General features: G+C 66.7%; 19 protein-coding genes. 15 read left to right on the top strand and 4 right to left on the bottom strand.

Translation table 11 applies throughout. From position 1 onward, the window contains the following. Nucleotides 1–2: 2 nt before the first annotated feature. The gene (locus SGCZBJ_RS12700; RefSeq protein WP_101718360.1) at nt 3–1,910 is read right to left on the bottom strand and encodes a ParB/RepB/Spo0J family partition protein; all 1,908 of its coding nucleotides are present in this window, start codon (nt 1,908–1,910) and stop codon (nt 3–5) included. Between the two features lie 173 nt (nt 1,911–2,083). After that, nucleotides 2,084–2,404 carry a hypothetical protein gene (locus tag SGCZBJ_RS12695; RefSeq protein ID WP_133149252.1) on the bottom strand — a complete coding sequence of 107 codons (321 nt, stop codon included), beginning with the start codon at nt 2,402–2,404 and terminating at the stop codon, nt 2,084–2,086. A gap of 32 nt (nt 2,405–2,436) precedes the next feature. On the opposite strand from SGCZBJ_RS12695, the gene SGCZBJ_RS12690 reads away from it, so the two are divergent. After that, a complete protein-coding gene (locus SGCZBJ_RS12690; protein ID WP_101718358.1) occupies nt 2,437–2,796 on the top strand; it encodes a hypothetical protein in 360 nt (119 codons plus the stop codon). 123 nt (nt 2,797–2,919) lie between these two features. On the opposite strand, the gene SGCZBJ_RS12685 is transcribed toward SGCZBJ_RS12690, so the two are convergent. After that, nucleotides 2,920–3,240, bottom strand: a complete 321-nt coding sequence (locus SGCZBJ_RS12685; protein ID WP_101718357.1) for a hypothetical protein — start codon at nt 3,238–3,240, stop codon at nt 2,920–2,922. Between the two features lie 197 nt (nt 3,241–3,437). Between SGCZBJ_RS12685 and SGCZBJ_RS12680 the strand changes: the two genes are divergently transcribed. After that, a complete protein-coding gene (locus tag SGCZBJ_RS12680; RefSeq protein ID WP_101718356.1) occupies nt 3,438–3,824 on the top strand; it encodes a hypothetical protein in 387 nt (128 codons plus the stop codon). An 82-nt stretch (nt 3,825–3,906) separates the two neighbouring features. Here the strand turns inward: SGCZBJ_RS12680 and SGCZBJ_RS25265 are convergent, their stop codons facing one another. After that, nucleotides 3,907–4,581, bottom strand: a complete 675-nt coding sequence (locus SGCZBJ_RS25265) for a S24/S26 family peptidase (protein ID WP_205685379.1) — start codon at nt 4,579–4,581, stop codon at nt 3,907–3,909. 117 nt (nt 4,582–4,698) lie between these two features. Between SGCZBJ_RS25265 and SGCZBJ_RS25650 the strand changes: the two genes are divergently transcribed. The 13 genes from SGCZBJ_RS25650 to SGCZBJ_RS12615 all read left to right on the top strand — a co-directional run bounded on the left by SGCZBJ_RS25650 (nt 4,699) and on the right by SGCZBJ_RS12615 (nt 17,258). Then, nucleotides 4,699–4,977 carry a hypothetical protein gene (locus SGCZBJ_RS25650; protein WP_165799313.1) on the top strand — a complete coding sequence of 93 codons (279 nt, stop codon included), beginning with the start codon at nt 4,699–4,701 and terminating at the stop codon, nt 4,975–4,977. Further along, on the top strand, nt 4,974–5,411 hold the full coding sequence (locus tag SGCZBJ_RS12670) for a hypothetical protein (RefSeq protein WP_101718354.1): 438 nt from the start codon (nt 4,974–4,976) through the stop codon (nt 5,409–5,411). Before SGCZBJ_RS25650 ends, SGCZBJ_RS12670 begins: the two co-directional genes overlap by 4 nt. Nucleotides 5,412–5,441: 30 nt before the next feature. Next, nucleotides 5,442–5,645: a hypothetical protein gene (locus SGCZBJ_RS12665; protein WP_101718353.1), complete on the top strand. Its 204-nt coding sequence runs from the start codon at nt 5,442–5,444 to the stop codon at nt 5,643–5,645. Then, nucleotides 5,642–6,472, top strand: coding sequence for a hypothetical protein (locus SGCZBJ_RS25400; RefSeq protein WP_133149249.1), 831 nt, complete (start codon nt 5,642–5,644; stop codon nt 6,470–6,472). Before SGCZBJ_RS12665 ends, SGCZBJ_RS25400 begins: the two co-directional genes overlap by 4 nt. Beyond that, the gene (locus SGCZBJ_RS12655; protein ID WP_101718351.1) at nt 6,469–8,268 is read left to right on the top strand and encodes a bifunctional DNA primase/polymerase; all 1,800 of its coding nucleotides are present in this window, start codon (nt 6,469–6,471) and stop codon (nt 8,266–8,268) included. Before SGCZBJ_RS25400 ends, SGCZBJ_RS12655 begins: the two co-directional genes overlap by 4 nt. Before the next feature lie 59 nt (nt 8,269–8,327). Then, nucleotides 8,328–9,881 carry a DNA primase family protein gene (locus tag SGCZBJ_RS12650; RefSeq protein ID WP_165799312.1) on the top strand — a complete coding sequence of 518 codons (1,554 nt, stop codon included), beginning with the start codon at nt 8,328–8,330 and terminating at the stop codon, nt 9,879–9,881. A 312-nt stretch (nt 9,882–10,193) separates the two neighbouring features. Further along, nucleotides 10,194–10,964, top strand: coding sequence for a hypothetical protein (locus SGCZBJ_RS12645; RefSeq protein ID WP_101718349.1), 771 nt, complete (start codon nt 10,194–10,196; stop codon nt 10,962–10,964). A gap of 261 nt (nt 10,965–11,225) precedes the next feature. After that, nucleotides 11,226–11,453 carry a hypothetical protein gene (locus SGCZBJ_RS25875; protein WP_205685378.1) on the top strand — a complete coding sequence of 76 codons (228 nt, stop codon included), beginning with the start codon at nt 11,226–11,228 and terminating at the stop codon, nt 11,451–11,453. Between the two features lie 108 nt (nt 11,454–11,561). Further along, a complete protein-coding gene (locus tag SGCZBJ_RS12635; protein WP_101718348.1) occupies nt 11,562–12,188 on the top strand; it encodes a P27 family phage terminase small subunit in 627 nt (208 codons plus the stop codon). A gap of 1 nt (nt 12,189) precedes the next feature. Then, nucleotides 12,190–13,971: a terminase large subunit gene (locus SGCZBJ_RS12630; RefSeq protein WP_205685377.1), complete on the top strand. Its 1,782-nt coding sequence runs from the start codon at nt 12,190–12,192 to the stop codon at nt 13,969–13,971. Further along, on the top strand, nt 13,971–15,251 hold the full coding sequence (locus tag SGCZBJ_RS12625) for a phage portal protein (RefSeq protein ID WP_101718347.1): 1,281 nt from the start codon (nt 13,971–13,973) through the stop codon (nt 15,249–15,251). Before SGCZBJ_RS12630 ends, SGCZBJ_RS12625 begins: the two co-directional genes overlap by 1 nt. Then, nucleotides 15,217–15,933, top strand: coding sequence for a head maturation protease, ClpP-related (locus tag SGCZBJ_RS12620; RefSeq protein WP_101718346.1), 717 nt, complete (start codon nt 15,217–15,219; stop codon nt 15,931–15,933). Before SGCZBJ_RS12625 ends, SGCZBJ_RS12620 begins: the two co-directional genes overlap by 35 nt. A gap of 71 nt (nt 15,934–16,004) precedes the next feature. After that, nucleotides 16,005–17,258: a phage major capsid protein gene (locus tag SGCZBJ_RS12615; protein ID WP_101718345.1), complete on the top strand. Its 1,254-nt coding sequence runs from the start codon at nt 16,005–16,007 to the stop codon at nt 17,256–17,258. Nucleotides 17,259–17,272: the final 14 nt, after the last annotated feature.

The following is a 17,272-nucleotide window of genomic DNA, read 5'->3' as shown; positions in this document are numbered from 1 at the left end:
GATCAGGCCTCCGTCGCGGACAGGGTTTCGGGGTAGTCCTCGGCCCAACCGTCGGCGATCAGCTGGGCGTCAAGCAGATCCCAGGTGAAGCGCTCGTCGCCGTACTCGCATTCCTCGCCTTCGAAGTTGCGGGCATACGCCTTGTGGGCAAGGTCTATGGCCAGCGCCGCTTCCACCCCGCAGTGGTCCCGGAAGCGGGCGGCGATGGCGTCTAGAAACTCGACCTCGTTCTGCGGATCCTCAGCTTCGTCCTCGCTGTCGGTCTCCTCGTCCGAGGGGCGGATGATGTCATGGCCGCTGAAGACATCAGCGAGACCCATGGCGTAGTTCAGCGCCACAGTTTGGAGGCGACGGACGGCAACGAACCGCGCGCCGCTGGCGGAAAGCATTTCGCCGCGTGCATCGACCAGGACGTAGGTTTCCGGCAGCGGTTGGTTGAAACGGTCGAGCCCCGGCGAGCGCAGTTCGAGCCGGAAGGGGCCTTGGTAGCCCAGGCTCTCAATGAGGGCGTTAAACGCCGCGCCGAACTCTTTCCGGTCCAGCGCGGGCTCATCGAGTTCCAGCTTGCGGATGCGGTCGATCACGCCGTTGGCGATGGCCTCGGCTGCGTCAGCCTTCGCCTCGGCTACGGCGATGGCTGCTTGCCGTTCGCGCTCAGCCTCGGCCCGCGCCAGGTCCTCGGCGGCCTTCTCGTCGATCAGCCTCTGCACGATCGGCGAATTGAGCATGGGCTTGCCGAGCCATTGGTTGAGCCCCATGGCTTCGGTGCTGGCCGCTTTGTCAGCGGCGTAGGCGTTGTTGTCGACCGACATCATCGCGCCCTTGCGGGCGTCCGTTGTGTCCGCCTTCACCAGCTCAGTGGCGTGCTGCTCCAGCGCCTGAAAGCCTTTCCAGGTGGTGCCGATCCGGTGTTTCGGTTCCCACTTGGTCGGTTCCTCTGTTTCGACCATGCCGCGCGAAATGAGCGAGGCGATCAGCGGCTGATCAGCCGCCGACATATGGCATTCGCCCTTGCGCCAGTAGCTCAGGTACTTCTCCGGCGCTGGGTTGGCATTCGTCCAGATCAGAGCCAAGACCAGCAGGTCGACGGCTGACGCCTCGACCGGGTCGGGGCGATTGGCGAGCGCCTTGAGCGCGTCCTTGACGGTCATCTCGCCCTTGTCGAGGCGGGCTTTCTGGTCCTCGGTTAGCTTCAGCAGCGAGAGGCGCAGCTGAACGAAGCGCTGGGTCTTCTTCACCCGGTCGGCGACCTGGGCGGTCGTCCAGCCGTTCATGTTGACCAGGCGGTCGAAGGCCACCGCCTCTTCCAGCGGCTTGAGGTCGACGCGCTGAAGGTTCTCGAGCAGCGCGGCTAGGGCGTGCTCGCTGTCGGAGACGTTCTCGACCTTGACCAGGATCGGGAAGTCATCGGGCAGGAAGCCCTGGGCGATGGCGCGGCCGATCGCGCGCCAGCGGCGTTCGCCGGCGATCAGTTCGTTGGTCGACAGGCCCTCGGCATTGGGCTCGGCGTCGTCGGCGCGGACTTCCAGGTTCGTCTTCAGGCCGCGATCCACGATGTCGTGCATCAGCTGGTCGAGGGCTTCTTCGTCGAAGTGTTTGCGCGGGTTGAACTCGCCGATGCGGATCTGGCGATGGAAGCGGTAGGCGTGGCCTTCGGGCGCACGAACCGGGTTCGCCTTGCCCTCGGCGACGTCGGCGGCGGCGATGACGCGCAGGGCGTCGGCGACGACCGTCAGCGAACCGGGTTCGCGGGTGACGATACCGGCCTTTTCCATCCGCTCGATGGTGCGGCGCAGGTTCGACTGGTCCTTGCCGGTGTCCGTGGCCAGTTGCCCCAGCTGGATCGCGGGGCCGGCGGCGATGATCGCGCGCAGGACGTCGGCGTTCTGGAAGGCGAGTTGAATGTCCATGTCAGGCCTGCGTGATGAAGACGATGACCGCGAGGGCGGTGGAGACGGCGCCGAGGCCGAAGAAGGCGATGGCGAGCGGGGTGAAGGTGCGGAAGTGGCGGCGAGGGCGGCGGCGCATGGGCGTCAGGCCTCGCCGATGGCGGACAGGTAGAGGTCGAGGATCTCGTCCGTCATCAGGCGGCCCTTTGCAGCGGCTTGGCGGCGCGCTGGATCGCGCCCTTCAGGGCGTCCAGTTGGGCGTGGGGAAGGACGATGGTCGCCACCCACTCGGGCGAGCCGCCTCGGGGCGTGACAGAGACGTTGAAGCCCTCGAACTCGTCGCCGGCGTCGTGGGCTCCAATGCACGGCGTGATGGTGAGGCCGCGACGGGCGCGGATCGCCTGGATCCGCAGCGCCAGGCCGTCGAGGTTCTGGTGATGCTCGACGCCGCCCGCCCAGTCGCGGATCAGCGTGAACATGGGCGGGGCGTTCTTGGGGGACTTGGAATCAGCCATGGTGGCGCTCCTTTTTCGAGGAGGCGTTGCGGATGGGCGTAGTCGTGCAAGTGGCGGGAACACCCGCCGTGCAGCGAATGGAAGACGGTCGGGTAGCGGTTTGGGTGGGTACCGAAGAGGACCCCACGGTGATGCTCATCGACGACGTCGCGGCACTAACCTTGGCCCAGCGCCTCGTTTCCATCGTCGAGCGGCGGCCCGATCGCCCCGGCTTCGCGGGGCTCGTCGAGCGGATCGTTGTTTCGGCTCCGGAGCAGGGCGCGCCTGGCCGGCTGGCGGTCGACATCCGCGACCACACAGCGACGTTTCTGCTCGACTGGGAGGGGCTTGCGGCACTGGCCGATGCGGCGAAGGCGGCGCTCACGAGCGCGTCTCCGGAGGGCGAGGCGTAGAGCCTGCGGGCACTGCCCGTTTGACGGTTTCCTCCGACAGCCGAGCGCCCTTGGCCGGCTCGGCAGCGAGGATAACGCGGCCGGTCATGAGGGCGCGTAGCAGTGCTTTCGGGACCGGGCGCATCATGCCGCCCTCACGATCAAGCAGGCGGCGGCGGCCTTGGCCTGGAAAGCGGCGATGGCCAACCGCCGGCCGACCTGGGCGACCTGGGGCTGTTCGATCACTGCGCCAGCGATGGAAAGATCCTGGGCGGCGGCGTGGGCGGCGTCGGCCCCCAGCTTCCACTCGATGCCGCCGAAGGTGAACTGGACGATGCCCTGTGGGGCGCCGCGGATCTCGCGGGCCTCGGCCTTGATGGCCGCGATCTTAAAGCCCGGCGAGGAAAGGAGGACGCTGTCGACGAGGGTGTCGACGGCGTCTTGTGTGGTGCTCGTGACCTGCACTGAAGCGCTCCCCGATTGGTTACGGGTGCAAAAAAGCATTAATGCTGCGTCGGAGCAACAGCATTTATGCTGCATTCGGGTTTCGGGCACCTTCGAGGTGCCCTAATCGCCTTACGCGGTAGATCTGTTGATAGCTCGCGTCCGCTAACGTAGAACGCTGCTATTCGCCCACCGATCGGGTGGGTAAGGGGGGACCTATGAGGAAGACTATTGTTCTCGGCGTGATCGCTATCGCCTGCGTCGCAAGCGGCTGCGCTACCAAGCGCTATCCTATCGCGACCGGCCTAGGTGCGGCCGAAGCGTCCGCGCTGAGCTGCCGTGAAATCGACCTGGAGCTGATCCGCGCCGACGAAGTTCGCAAGCAGATCACGGACACAGCCAAGACTGATTGGCGGTCGGTTGCCGGTTTCCTCGGCGATTACGGGATTGGCAACGCCATGGCGAAGGCCGATGCCGAAAAGGCGATCAACAATCGCGTCGTGGCGCTGAATAACGCGAAGGCGACGAAGAGGTGCGGGGCCGAAAGCGCCAGCCTTCCTGCTATGATCGGGCAGTTCTTCGGGGATGTATTCTCTGGCGAATAGTGTTCGCTTAGATGGTCTAGCGCTACATATGCAAAGGCCCCGCTTTACGGCGGGGCCTTTCTCATTTTTGCTCGCGTGGTGCTCACCTGCGTGGGCGGTAACTTCCCAGCACGAGCGCGGCGATCGACACCTCTTCTGTCTCGTCGCTACCATCGCCATTCATCGGCAGGGCCTGGTTCCATTTGGGGTTCCGCGAGCGCCCCCAGAACTGAATGCCGCCCTTTGGCGTGACGACGACTTCCTTGACCGTCCGCTCGACCATCGATCCGCCCATCTGCTTACGCTCGATCACTACATGGTCGCCGTGGCGGATCGAGTAGTGGATGGGGATCGCATCGACCACGTGAAGGAGCGTCCCCACCGGGTACTCCAGGTCCATGCTGTCGGAGACTACCCGCTCAAGCCACTGGGGAAAGCCGGCGAAGGTCGGGTCGGCCATTACGGGGCCAGACCCGTATGATTCTTGAACGTCATCCACTCGCCGCCACATGCCGGCGCCGACTTCGTAGCGGATCTCAAGGAACGTCGCGGGCTTTGCGTTGGGCGCGGGATCGACAAGGTCGGGCGGCGAAACGCCGGCGGCGGCGGCAAGCTTGGAAAGCGTTCTACTGGACGTAACAAAGGGGTACTCGGGCTTCAGTGCCCGCTGAACCGTAGACGCGGCTACGTCAGCTTCGGACGCCCAATGCGCGGCCGACCATCCTGTCTTGTGGATGATCTCTTCCAGCCATTCCCGGATTTTTTGCGGCGCGTCCATGCGCGGCGGACCATGCAGCGGGAATGCTGTGCGAGGTAGCAGCATGAATGCACTTGCGCGAACAGCATTAATGCAGCATTCAAGCTCACTATGACCGTCTCGGAACGCCCAGGCCTCTTGGCCGAGTTCGAAGTTGATTGCGCCCGTGCGGGCGTGGCGCCCACGGCTGTGCTCAAGGGCGCTGGGATCCACCCCACCCTTTGGCGTCGCTGGCAGATCGGCGCCGTGTCGCCGACCCTGCGTAACTTTGAGGCCGCGCGGCATCACCTCGACCAACTGCTGGCCGCCCAAGGTCTCGGTCCCCAATTGCCCCCCACCGTCCCGTCGATTGCGGGGGACAACCTCGCCGATACCGAACCGAACTCCACCATTGAGAAAAGAGGAGAAATTCAATGAGCCGGTCGCTCACGCCCGGCGAGTTGAAGGCGCACGTGCGCCAACTGGTCGCCGCCGTCGGTGGCCTGGAGGCCGCGGCCGTTATCCTCGGCGTCTCCGTCCAGCGCGTCTCGACCCTGCAGAACATCCGGCACGACGACCAGATGACGATGCTTCAGATCTGCGCCCTGGAAGCGGTCGCGGGTCGTGACATCGTCACTGGCGCGGCGAGCCGGGCGATCACCGGCGAAACGCCTTCGTCGATCGTGGCGGCCGCCGTTGGCGCCGTCGCGGCCAGCGCGGCCGCTCTGGAGAGCGTCCACACGATGGACGCCGACGGCCACCGCGACCCCGGCGAGATCCGCGACGTCCAGAAGGTCACCCGGTCATTGGCCGACCACGCGACCCGACTGGCCGACGCCGCCGCCGCCCTGAAGCCGGGGGCGGCCGAATGATCCAGCAGCTGAGCACGGGCGGATAGGGGCATGGCGGGGGGCACACACAGTTCCGGTTGGACGGTCGCGGCGCTGGATCACCTGCGCCAGCTGAACCGTCTGGGCGGCGATCTCGACCAGCTGGCCGAGATGCTGGGCACGACCCGCCGAGACATCGATTGGGCGCTTTGGATGCTGCTGGGCAGGACCCCGGCCGAAGCGCTGGAAGCCATGAAGCGGCGGGAGGCCGCATGATTTCGCGTAACCTGCACATCGACGACATCGCTGACCTGGCCGACCGCTCGCGCGCTGTGTTGCGCTGGGCTGGCGTGCGGTCGCTGGGCGATGCGGCCAACAATACGGGCAACTGGCGGAACCACTCGATGGCGACCGCTGTCGTAGTGGCCAACGTCGAGGATGTGTTGATCGAGCACGGTGTCCGGGCGCCGGATAGTTTAGCGCATGGACCGAAGGAGCGCCCTGAACGCCCTGCGCTCTTCGTTAATATCGACGCAAATTTCAATCAGGTCGACGAAAATATAGTGTTGACCATCGCGGGAAGAGTAAGTGCCGACCTCAATGTCATAGATAATGGCGCGAGCTCTGGCTGCGAAACGCTGAAGTGTAGATACTGCTCTCATGCGGTCGTAGTGCGATGGAAAGTTGTATCCTTCGGCCGCCTCGCAGTGCTCGTTTGCGACATCAATAAACTGGTTAAGTTTCACCTTTTCTCGAGGATCAATTCGCCCCGAGGTGCCTGCTGCTTTGAAGATCAGGTGCACGAGAATGATGATGATGCCGCCGATGGGCGATCTGATGGCTCTTTGGCCGGTGGGGGAAAACAGCTTGTTACCCAACAAATCGAGTGCATCGATATGGCGGGAAACGGCGTCGCGCTGTTCTCGCCATATCGCCCGACGGGTCTCTCGCGTACCGTGGATCGTCACGAGAGCGGTGGCGGCAATCGCGGCGATCGAGCCTACGGCCTGAACCCAAGACGCCAGGGCCGAGCTGCCGCCAATCCACTTTACGAAAGCAATTTCGTCCATGGCCCAAGCGCTACCATAGGTGGCGCGAAATGACGAACCCGGTTCGCCTGATCGACCACGCCCTGGCCTATGGCCGGCGCGGCGTTGCGGTGTTCCCGCTGCGCCCCCGGACGAAAGAGCCCTACGCCCGGACGACGGGCTTCAAAGGCGCGTCGTCCATGCCGGCCGTGGTCGGCGACTGGTGGCGCGGCAACTGCCCACTCGACCTGAAGCCGGCCGCCAAGGACCGGCGGCCGGTCCGCGCGCGGCCTGACAGCAACATCGGGATCGCCACCGGCGCAGTCTCCGGCTTCTGGGTGTTGGACCTGGATGGGCCGGAGGCCGAGGCCGCGATCGCGCGCCTGGAAGCTGAGCACGGCGCGCTGCCCGCGACGGTCCAGCAATCGACGGGCCGGGGCCGTCACCTGTGCTTCGCCTGGAACCCAGACTTCCCGGTGCGCAACATGAGCAAGCGCAGCCAAGAGCGGATCGGGGCCAAGATCGACGTGCGCGGCGACGGCGGCTACATCGTCGCGCCGCCGTCGGTTCACCCCGGCAAGCCCGAGGAGGGCATACCCCCAGGCCGGCTCTACGCCTGGACGCCAGGCCGCTCGCCGCTGGAGATCGACTTCGCTCCAGCTCCGGCCTGGCTGCTGGATCTGGTCTGCCCGCCCCCTGAGCCGGTGGCCCCGCGCCAACCGGTGAAACCCCGTGCGCCGGCGGCTGGTCGAGCAAGCCCCTATGGCGAGGCCGCCCTGGACGGCGCGGTCAGGACCATCCTCGGCGCGACCAAGGGCCAACGCGACACCACCGTTTATCGAAGCGCGTGCTCGATCGGTTGTCTCGTCGCCGGCGGCGAAATCGACCGCGACTACGCACGGGCTTCGCTGATCGACGCCGGCATGGCGCACGTTCCCGACGCCATGACGGCGGCCCAGCTGGAGCGCCAGGTCGACCGCGCCCTGTTGTGGGGAGAGGGCCAACCGCGCTCTGCGCCGGATCGCGCGCCCCAGGATCGGGCTCGCCGCCCGTCGCCGCCTCAAGGCGGGGGGGCGCCGGCGGCCGAAGGGGTAGACGAGGGTTTGAGCCAGCGGGAGTTCGCCGCTCGGCTGTGGGCCTCGGCCGGATCGCCGTGGGTGAAGGCCTCGGCGAAGTGGTTCGAGGCGCGGGGACTGTCCAGCACCCCCGGCGGCAGTACCGACGTGCTGACCCGCTTTCGGGTTCATCCGGCCGCGCCGCTGGGTGACGGCCGCAACGGCCCTGCGCTTCTGGTCCCGCTGCTGAAGGCCGACGGCGATCCCGTCGAGGCCCTGGCGGTCCTGCCTTTCGAGGCCGACCGCTTCACCAACCTGGTCGGCGACACCGATGGCAAGGTGGCGTTCCTGACGCCGCTGTCGACCGATCGCCGACCCGACGTGCTGATTGTCGCGATCGACATCCAGGACGGTTGGCACCTGCTGACCAACGCCTGGGCCGAGGAGATGGACGCCGGCGCCGTGGTGGCGCCGCGCCTGTCGACCTTCGCCGGCGTCGCCCTGGGGGATCGCTGGGGCAGGGTCAATCCCGATGCGCCGGCGCTGGATCCTGCGGCTCCGCCGTGGCGCGCCAGCGGCCAGTCGCACGTCGTCCTGGCCGTTCGCCGGGATCTTCGTGGACCGCCGATGCGGGCGCGGGCCTTCGCCGGCGGGACGCGACCCTTCCAGTTGGAAGGCGACGCAGCGGCCCGCTTCTTCGGCGGCCTGGCTGAACAGGCCTGGTCGACCAATTCCACCGATTTCACGGCGGCGAACCGGGTTCGCCTCGTGGCCCCGGCGAGTAGCGCCGGCTTCAACACAGGAGGGCAATCCTAGTGGCCGATGGTGAGTTTCTGGGCGCGTCGCCGTTGAGCGGCGGCCCGTCGGCAAAAGAGTTGAGCGCGTACCCGCTGAACGACTTCGGCAACGCCCTGCGGTTTATCCGCAACGTAGGCGGCCAGGTCGACAAGGACGGCGAGGTCAGCGACCTGTCGGCCGCGACCGTCCTCTATGTCCGCAATCACGGCTGGGTCGGGTTCAACGGCCAGCATTGGGACCTGAAGGCCGGCGAGGGCCTGGCCCGGAAATGGGCGGCCAAGGTCGCCCGGGGAATGCACGACCAGGCCAAGATCCTGTCGGACGAGGCGATCGAGAAGAAGCTGGCGAAGAAGGAAATCGACGCCCCTTACGACTTCGCCGAAAGCTGCGGCAACAGCGGGCGCATGGACGCCATGCTGAAGGTGGCCAAGACGTATCTGGAGGTCGAGCTGGACAGCTTCGACCTCGATCCCTTCGCTCTGAACGTCAAGAACGGCACGCTGTTCTTCCGCCGCGTTCGGGACGCCCAGGGCAAGGTCGTTCGCGCCGAGGTCACGTTCAAGGACCGCCACGACCCGGCCGATCGTCTGACCCGGATGGCGGACGTGTCCTACGACAAGACCGCCCAGGCGCCGACGTTCCACGCCGTGCTGGCCACGTGGCAGCCCCAGGAAGCGCTGCGGCGCTATCTCCAGGTGCTGACCGGCTACGGCGCGACGGGCGACACCACCGAACAGGCCTTCATCATCTTCCAGGGGAAGGGTCGGGACGGCAAATCGACGTTCATGAACATGCTGCGCAAGCTGTTCGGCAGCTACGCGGCGACGGCCGACGTGAAGACCTTCCTGGAGACTGGAATGAAGGGCGGCGGCGACGCCAGCCCCGATCTGGCCCGTCTGGCCGGCGACACGCGCCTGGTCTCGACCGCCGAGCCGCCCAAGAACGCCAAGCTGTCGGACGACCGGATCAAGAGCTTCACCGGCGGCGGCAACATCACGGCGCGGCATCTCCGGGAGGGGATTTTCGAGTTTGAGCCCGTCGGCAAGGTCTTCATGGAATGTAACGCCCGGCCCCAGCCCCAGGGCTCGGACGAAGGGATCTGGCGACGTCTGAAGCTGCTCCTCTGGGAAAATCAGATCCAGAAGGGGACCGAGGACAAGGAACTGCCTCGCAAGCTGGCGGCCGAGTGGCCCGGGATCCTGAACTGGATCGTGGAGGGCGTGCAGCGCTGGATGGTCGAGGGGCTTCAGGATCCGCCTCGGGTGCTTGAGGCGATCGACGAGTATCGCAAGGGGGCCTCGCCGTTCGCCGAATGGGTCAGCGACTACTTGGTGCTCGACAAAGGGGCCTCGACCCCGGCGTCCGAGCTCTACGCCAGCTACAAGGCCTTCATCACCGAGCGCGATGAAAAACCCATGTCCCAGACGGCCTTCGGGCGGGCGCTGGCCGACCTCCAGGTCATCCGTGGCGGCCGGGACGGCGTCGGCCGCGTGCTGCGCTCGGGCGGCCGTCTGAAGACTGATGCGGAGCGCGCCGCCGACGTGGTGGACACGAAGGACGGCGACGCCGGTGGCCAGCAGTACCCGCCGTCAGGCGGGTTCGATTTGCCGCCGGATGACGAGGAGGACTAGCCGTCGCGGGCGGCCTCGCGTCGACCCGGTCTCTGAACAGTCCTGAACAGTTCGAACAGTCGCGGGGCGCGAACAAGGGCCGCCCGAACAGTCCGAACCCTTCAGACCCTCCAGACTGTTCGGAGTGTAAGTCATTGAAAAGGTGTGGGGTCTGAACGGTTCCGAACAGTTGGCCTAGTTGGGCGGGGTTCGGGGTCCATGCGGTGGGTGCGGGCAGGCGTGGCGTTTGTGGGTGCGTAGGCTGCGTATCTGTTCGGGTGTTCGGCGGTGCGTTTTGGCGCTGCGTTTTGGGTGTCAGTCGGGAGAATTGAGATGATCAAATCCATCAAGAAAGAAACCAAGGGTAAGCCTGGCCGGAAGGCCAGTGGGCTGCGGGAACTGTCGGCCGCCGAGGCCCGGCTGGCGATCAGCCGCGCCGCGCTGCGGGCGATCGAGGCCCCGCTGCCCGCCGATCTGGACCGGGGTCGCCAAGCCGCCGTTCGCGAGGTCATCGCCCGCGAGGCGACCAAGGAAGAGGCGAACACGGTTCGACGCGCTGTGGCCCTTCGCCAGACCGGGGCTCGCCTGGGCGGCAAGGACGGCGTGGTCCCGACCCTGGAGCGCCTGCTGCGCGAGGACATCGCCGTCGCCTCGGTCCAGGTGGCCGACGCGGGCGAGTTCACCGTCCGGCCGGTGATGCGGGCAAAGACGATGGCCGAGGTGCTGGTAGCGACGGGCGTCGACAAGAAGCTGGCGCGCACGGCCGAGATGTTCGCCATGGACGTCGAGCGGGCCACGATCGGCCGGCTGACGGCCTCCTACGGCGAGAGCGGCGGCGGCGGTAACGCCACGGCCGAGCCGCTGCGTATCCTCCAGGCCCTGGACCGCCTGGGCCGAGCGCTAGAGCGCCTGACCCGCAAGGAGCGAGCGGCGACCTGGGGCTTCCTCGTCCTGGGCATGACCGCGACCGATGTGGGCTGGGCTCTGATCGGCGACAGCCTGCGCGGCCCGGCCAATGGCGAGAAGGACATGCGCACGGCTACCGCCCTGATCGTCGAAGCGGCCCTGGAGCGCATGTCGGTTTTCTACGATGCCCAGGATTGACAATAACGGGCCTTTAATCGTAGCCATTTGCCCACGCACAGAGATGCGCCTTGAGCCCGCCCGGTCCCGCCGTGGCGGGCTTCTTCGTGCGCGCTTCCTGGCGGCCTTCCCGAGGTCTGTTCGATGCCGTCTCGTCCCCGTGTCCTTCGACCGGGCGGCGCGAGGTCGCGTGTTGAAGCCCGCCGCGAGTACGACGCCACCCGCCAAGCGCGGCATTCCTGGCGTCGGTTCTACTCGACGGCGCGCTGGCACAAGATCCGCGTGCGCCAGCTGCGTGACTTCCCGCTCTGCGCCTTTTGCGAGCGCGAGGAGCGGGTCACCCCGGCCACGGTCTGCGACCACGTCGAGCGGCACGGGGGCGACGAGGAGCGGTTCTTCGCGGGGCCGTTTCAGTCGCTCTGCAAGCGGTGCCACGACAGCACCAAGCAGGCAGATGAGGCCGCCGCGAAGCGGCGCGGGCCGACCCCCTCCCTGCCCTTTCGGGGGTAGGGGGGGGCGAAAAGTTGGGCCGCCTAAACGGTGGACTCCGGCACGCTAAGGACGCGCAAAACTCCGCGATATTTTTTCCCAGGAAGTTTTTTTTAGAGGGAGGCGCGCATGGGCAGACGCCCCCAATCCGCGGCCGAGCAACACGCCAAGGGCAATCCCGGCAAGCGCCTGTCGAAAGCCGATCGCCAGCGGCAAGAGAGCGAGCGGATCGCCGGCCTGATGGCCGCCGCGCCCGCGTCGAGCGAAGATCCGCTGGCCCCGCCCGCGTTCCTGGATGAGCGCTTCGCCCCGGCCCTGGTGATCTGGCGCGAGTACGCGCCGAAGCTGGCCGCGACGAACCGCCTGGGCGACATGCACCGGCACACCTTCGCGCTCTTCTGCGTCTACATGGGCGAGTGGGTCACCGCGAACGAAGAGATCATCACCAAGGGGCCGACCCAGGTGATCAGGAATGTCTCGGGATCCAACCGCGAGGTTGACCGCCCAGCGGTCGCTCGTCGGGCCACCGCCTTCTCGGCGGTGATGGAACTGTCCGAGCACTTCGGCTTCACGCCGCAGGACGAGTACGCCCTGATGAAGACCCAGCAGACGGTTGTCCAGCTGGGCCTCTTCGGTGGCTCGCAATCGGCCGCCGGCGCAGGCCCGCCACCCGAACAGCCTGCGGCGGCCACCCCGACGGAAGACCCGATCGGGATCCTCGGCCGCATGGACTCGGCGCCGCCGCGTCCGCACTGACATGAGCGCCGATAGCGCGCCGGCCGACGTCTCGTCGGCGGCGATGCAGGCTGGCCACGGCGAGGGCCTGTGGCCGCTGCCCGACTGGCTGAAGGCCGTCCAGGACGATCCGACCTATGCCGGCTTCGTCACACAGTGGAAGCGAGCCGCCGCCGTTCCCGGCGCGTGGTTCGACTACGCCAAGGCCCAGAGCGCGGTAGACCTCTGGCCGACGATCTTCACCCTCACCGAGGACCGTTTCGCCGGAACTCCGTTCCGCCTGGTGCTCTGGCAGGAGCTTATCGTTCGCCTGCTGGTCGGCTGGAAGATCCCGGCCGAGGTCAAGGACGCGCTCACCGGCCAGCCCACGGTCATCCACGTCCGGCTCTACCGCCGGCTCATGCTCTGGGTGCCGCGCAAGAACGGCAAGAGCGAGTTCCTGTCGGCCCTGGCCCTGCTGTTCTTCGTGCTCGACGGCACGATGGCGGGCCAGGGCTTCGCGTTCGCCCGCGACGAGAAGCAGGGGAAAATCGTCTTCGACAAGATGAAGGCGATGATCTTCGGCGAGCGGCTCGACAAGAAAAAGCCGCCCCTGGCCAAGGACGTTCACGGCTTCAAGAAGTCGTTGTTCATCCCGAAATTGCGTGCGGTGTTCGAACTGCTCACCGGCAAGGCCGAGGGCAAGCACGGGCGCTCGCCGACGGTCATCGTCGGCGACGAGATGCACGAATGGGAGAGCCGGGAGCTAGAGACGACGCTTCGTCAGGGCACCGGCGCCCGCCTTCAGCCCATCGAGCTTTACGCCTCGACCGCCGGCCTGAAGGACAAGGTCGTCGGATACAGCCTGTGGGAGGAGAGCCAGGGGATCCTGGACGGCCGGATCGACGATCCGACCACGCTGGTCGTGATCTTCGCGGCCGACCCGGAGGCCGACCCGTTCGACGAAAAGAACTGGCCGGGGGCTAACCCGTCGCTGGGCCTGTCGCCGACGATCGCCTTCCTTCGCCGTGAGGCGGCCCTGGCCAAGGACAACCCACGGGCCGAGGCGCACTTCCGGCGCTACCACCTCAACCAGTGGGTCGACAGCCTCGTCAGCTGGCTGAACATCAAGCGATGGGACGCCTGCGCCAAGGACAAGGCGGCCTGGAAGAGGTTCCCCAAGGAACTGCGCGGCCGGCGGTGTTTCCTGACCATCGACGTTTCGTCGACGCAGGACATCACCGCCCTGGTGCTGACCTTCCCGCCGGAGAAGCCGGGCGAGCGGTGGAAGCTGATCTGTCGTTTCTGGGTTCCGGCCGAGAGCATGGCGAACCGGGTTCGCGACGCCCGCGTCCCGTATGACCGCTTCGTCGCCGCCAAGGCGCTTGAGACCACGGACGGCGACTACGTCGACCAGAACGTCGTCATGCTGGCGATCCAGGAAGCGCTTGGCGACTACGACGTTGAGCTAATAGGCTTCGACCCTTGGAACGCCCGCAAGCTGGTCACCGACCTGCAGCGCGACGGCGTGGATCCCGACAAGTTCGTTGAGATCCGCCAGGGCATCCCCTCGCTCGGCGAAGGCACCAAGCACTTCGAGCGCCTGGTGTACGCCGGCGAGATGGACCACGGGGGCAACCCCGTCCTGCGCTGGATGGCGAAAAACACCGTCGTCCGCTTCGACGAAAACATGAACTTCGCTCCGGCGAAAAAGAAGTCGCGCGAGAAGATCGACGGCATCGTGGCTGCGGTCATGGGCTGCGTCCTGGCCTTCCATGAGGAGCCCGAGGACAAATCGATCACCGGCGGCGTGGTGGATGTCTGATGCGCCTTCGACCCAAGTCCGCCGCCGGCGGCTATCAGCCCCTCGTCCTCGGTGACCCCGAGGGGCGGCCCCAGGCTGGAACGACCTTCGTGTCGTCCGACCAGGAGGCCTGGCATAGCGTCTTCCCGGATCTCGGTTCGGGCGTAAGCCCGGACACGGCGATGCGCCACGGGGCGGTTTACCGCTGCGTCGCGCTGATCGCTGGCGCTACGGCCATGTCCCCGCTGTTGACCTATCAGCGCGGCGCCGACGGCTTCGACCAGGTGATGCTGGATCATCCGACGGCGCGGTTGCTTAAGGACCGACCGAACCCGCGCATGACGCCGACCATCTTCTGGCGGCAGATCGTGGCGAACATGCTGCTGCGCGGGAACGGCATCGCCTGGATCGAACGCAAGCCGTCGGGCCAGCCGCTGGCGCTGTGGCCTATCCCGTTCAGCCGGGTGGCGATCAGCCTGCGCAACGGGCGTCTGCGCTACCAGATGACGCTCGACGACGGCCAGATCGTGATCGCCGACCAAGACGACGTGCTGCACTTCCCCGGGTCGGTCGAGTGGGACGGCCTGAAGTGCAAGACGCCGATCCAGGCAATGGCCAGGTCGGTGCGGATCGGCCTCGAGGCCGACCGCTATGCGGAGGCATTCTTTGAGAACGACGCCTCCCCGCCGACCTACATCAGCTACCCCGAGAAGTTCGCCAACGCTTCGGGCCAGGCCGACGAGATCCGCACGTACTGGAAGAACCGCTTCGGCGGAAAGAACCGGCATTCCGGGCCGGCCGTCCTCGACCAGGGCGGCGAGATCAAGCAGCTGGAGATCACCGCCGAGGACGCCCAGCTGCTGGAGACACGAAAGTTCTCGGTCGAGGACATCGGCCGGCTGTTCGGTGTGCCGCGCCCCCACCTGGCCATGGACGGCACGAATTGGGGCACGGGCACGCTGGTGCTCGACGTGTTCTTCCGCACCCACACCCTGGACCCGCACTGGAAGGCCATCAACGAGGAGTGCAGCTGGAAGCTCTTCGGCCCGTGGAACATCTACTGCGAGCACGACCCGGCCGCGCTGGACCGCGCCGACACCAAGACCCGGTCGGAGGCCGACAGGATCGCGCTGGGCGGATCGTCCGGCCCCGGCGTCGAGACCCAGAACGAGGTGCGTCGCCGGCGCAAGTTGCCGCGCAGCACCGACCCCAACGCGGACAAGCTGACCGCCTGGGCAGGCCCTCAACAGAAGAAGGAAGAAGGTGATGCGAAAGCTGATCCAGATGCTGGCCAGCAATAAGGATCGCGGCTCGCGTCCCAAGGCCGAGACCGCCGGCGATGAAGCCACGGTCTATCTCTACGATGCGATCGGCATGTGGGGGATCGAGGCGGGCGACTTCGTCCGCGACCTGAAGGCGGTCAAGGCCTCGACCATCCATCTGCGCATCAACTCGCCCGGCGGCGACGTGTTCGACGCCAGGGCGATGAAAGTCGCGCTGGAGCAACACCCCGCGAAGGTCATCGCCCATGTCGACGGCCTGTCGGCTTCGGCTGCGTCGTTCCTGATGATGGCGGCCGACGAGGTGCGGATCGCCGACGGCGCGTTCGTGATGATCCATAACGCCTGGGGCTTGGCGATCGGCAACGCCCGGGAGATGCGCGAGACCGCCGATCTGCTCGACAAGGTCGATGGCTCGATCGTCAACGACTACGTGGCCAAGACCGGCAAGGACGCCAATCAGGTGGGCGCGTGGATGGCGGCCGAAACGTGGTTCACCTCGGCCGAGGCGATCGACCATGGCTTCGCCGACGTACTGGCCGAAAAGCCGAAGGTCGACGCCCGCCTGTCGGCGTTCGACCTCACCGCCTACAGCAATACCCCGAAGGCTCTGACCGAGCCGCCGGAGACGACTTTCGACGCGATGGCCAACGACCGCCAGCGCTACGAAGCCCGGCTCGCCCTCTACGAGCGCGCCGCCTAGCCCGCCCCCGCAAGGGCGCCACCCCTCAAGCCGCTGGGATCTCCCGGCGGCTTTTTTCATGGAGACTACCCATGGCGAAAGCCATTCAGGCCCTGCGGGAACAACGCGCGGCCCATGCCAAGGAAGCCCGGAACATCCTGGACACCAAGACCGGCAAGGACTGGACCCCCGAGGCCGCCAAGCAGGTCGACGACCTGTACGCCAAGATCGACGACCTGGACGGCCAGATCGAGCGCTTCGAGCGTGCCCTGCAGATCGAAGACAGCCTGGAAGGCCGCGGCGCCGGCCGGTCGGAGCGCTCGGGCCGTTCGGTCGACGAGGAGACCAACAACGTCGCCACCGAGAAGGCGATCTTCGACGCCTGGTGCCGGGGCGGCCTGGACGGTCTCGACGACGAACAGCGCCAGTACGTGGCCAACCGCCGGGAGGAGGGCCGACGCCTCTACGGCGCGCAGTCGGTCGGCACCGGCGCGCAGGGCGGCTTCCTGGTCCCGCGCGACTTCTCGGCGACCCTGCTGGAGAAGATGGCCGCTTACGGCGGGATGCGCGCGGTCGCCGACGTGTTCCAGACCGATGGCGGCAATTCCATCGACTTCCCGACGGTGGACGAGAGCGGCCAGGAGGGCGAACTGGTCGGCGAAAGCACGGCGGCAACGGGTGGCGACATCACCTTCGGCACCACCGACATCGGCGCCTACAAGTACGGCTCGAAGGTCGTGACCGTTCCGATCGAACTGATCCAAGACGCCCGGGTCGACATCGAGGCCTATGTGAACGGCGCCCTGGCCGAGCGTATCGCCCGTATCACCAACCGGCACACCACGGTCGGGGACGGGAACAACAAGCCGCGCGGCGCGGCGGTCGCGGCGGCGCTGGGCAAGACCGGCGCCGCCGGTCAGACGGCCAGCATCACCTATGACGACTTCGTCGACATGGAGCACTCGCTGGATCCGGCCTATCGCCGCAACGGCACGTGGATGTTCCACGACCAGACGCTGAAGGCGATCAAGAAGTTGAAGGACGGCCAGGGCCGCCCGCTGTGGCGCCCCGGCGTCACCGGCGGCGATCCCAACGACATCCTGGGCTACGGCTACACCATCAACCAGCACATGGCGCAGATGGCGGCCGGCGCGACCTCGCTGCTGTTCGGCGACTTCAAGAAGTACAAGATCCGCGACGTGATGGCGGTGACGCTCTTCCGCTTCGCTGACTCCAAGTACCTGGAGAAGGGGCAGATCGGCTTCCTGGCCTGGTCGCGTCACGACGGCGACCTGATCGACGCTTCCAACGAGTCGATCCGCAAATACGTCAACGCCGCCGCCTAAGCGCGGCTCGCCGG

Source organism: Caulobacter zeae (assembly GCF_002858925.1).
GTDB classification, from domain to species: Bacteria; Pseudomonadota; Alphaproteobacteria; order Caulobacterales; family Caulobacteraceae; genus Caulobacter; species Caulobacter zeae.
Note: the sequence above shows the minus strand (reverse complement) of the source record. Positions and strands in the feature narration are given on the sequence as shown.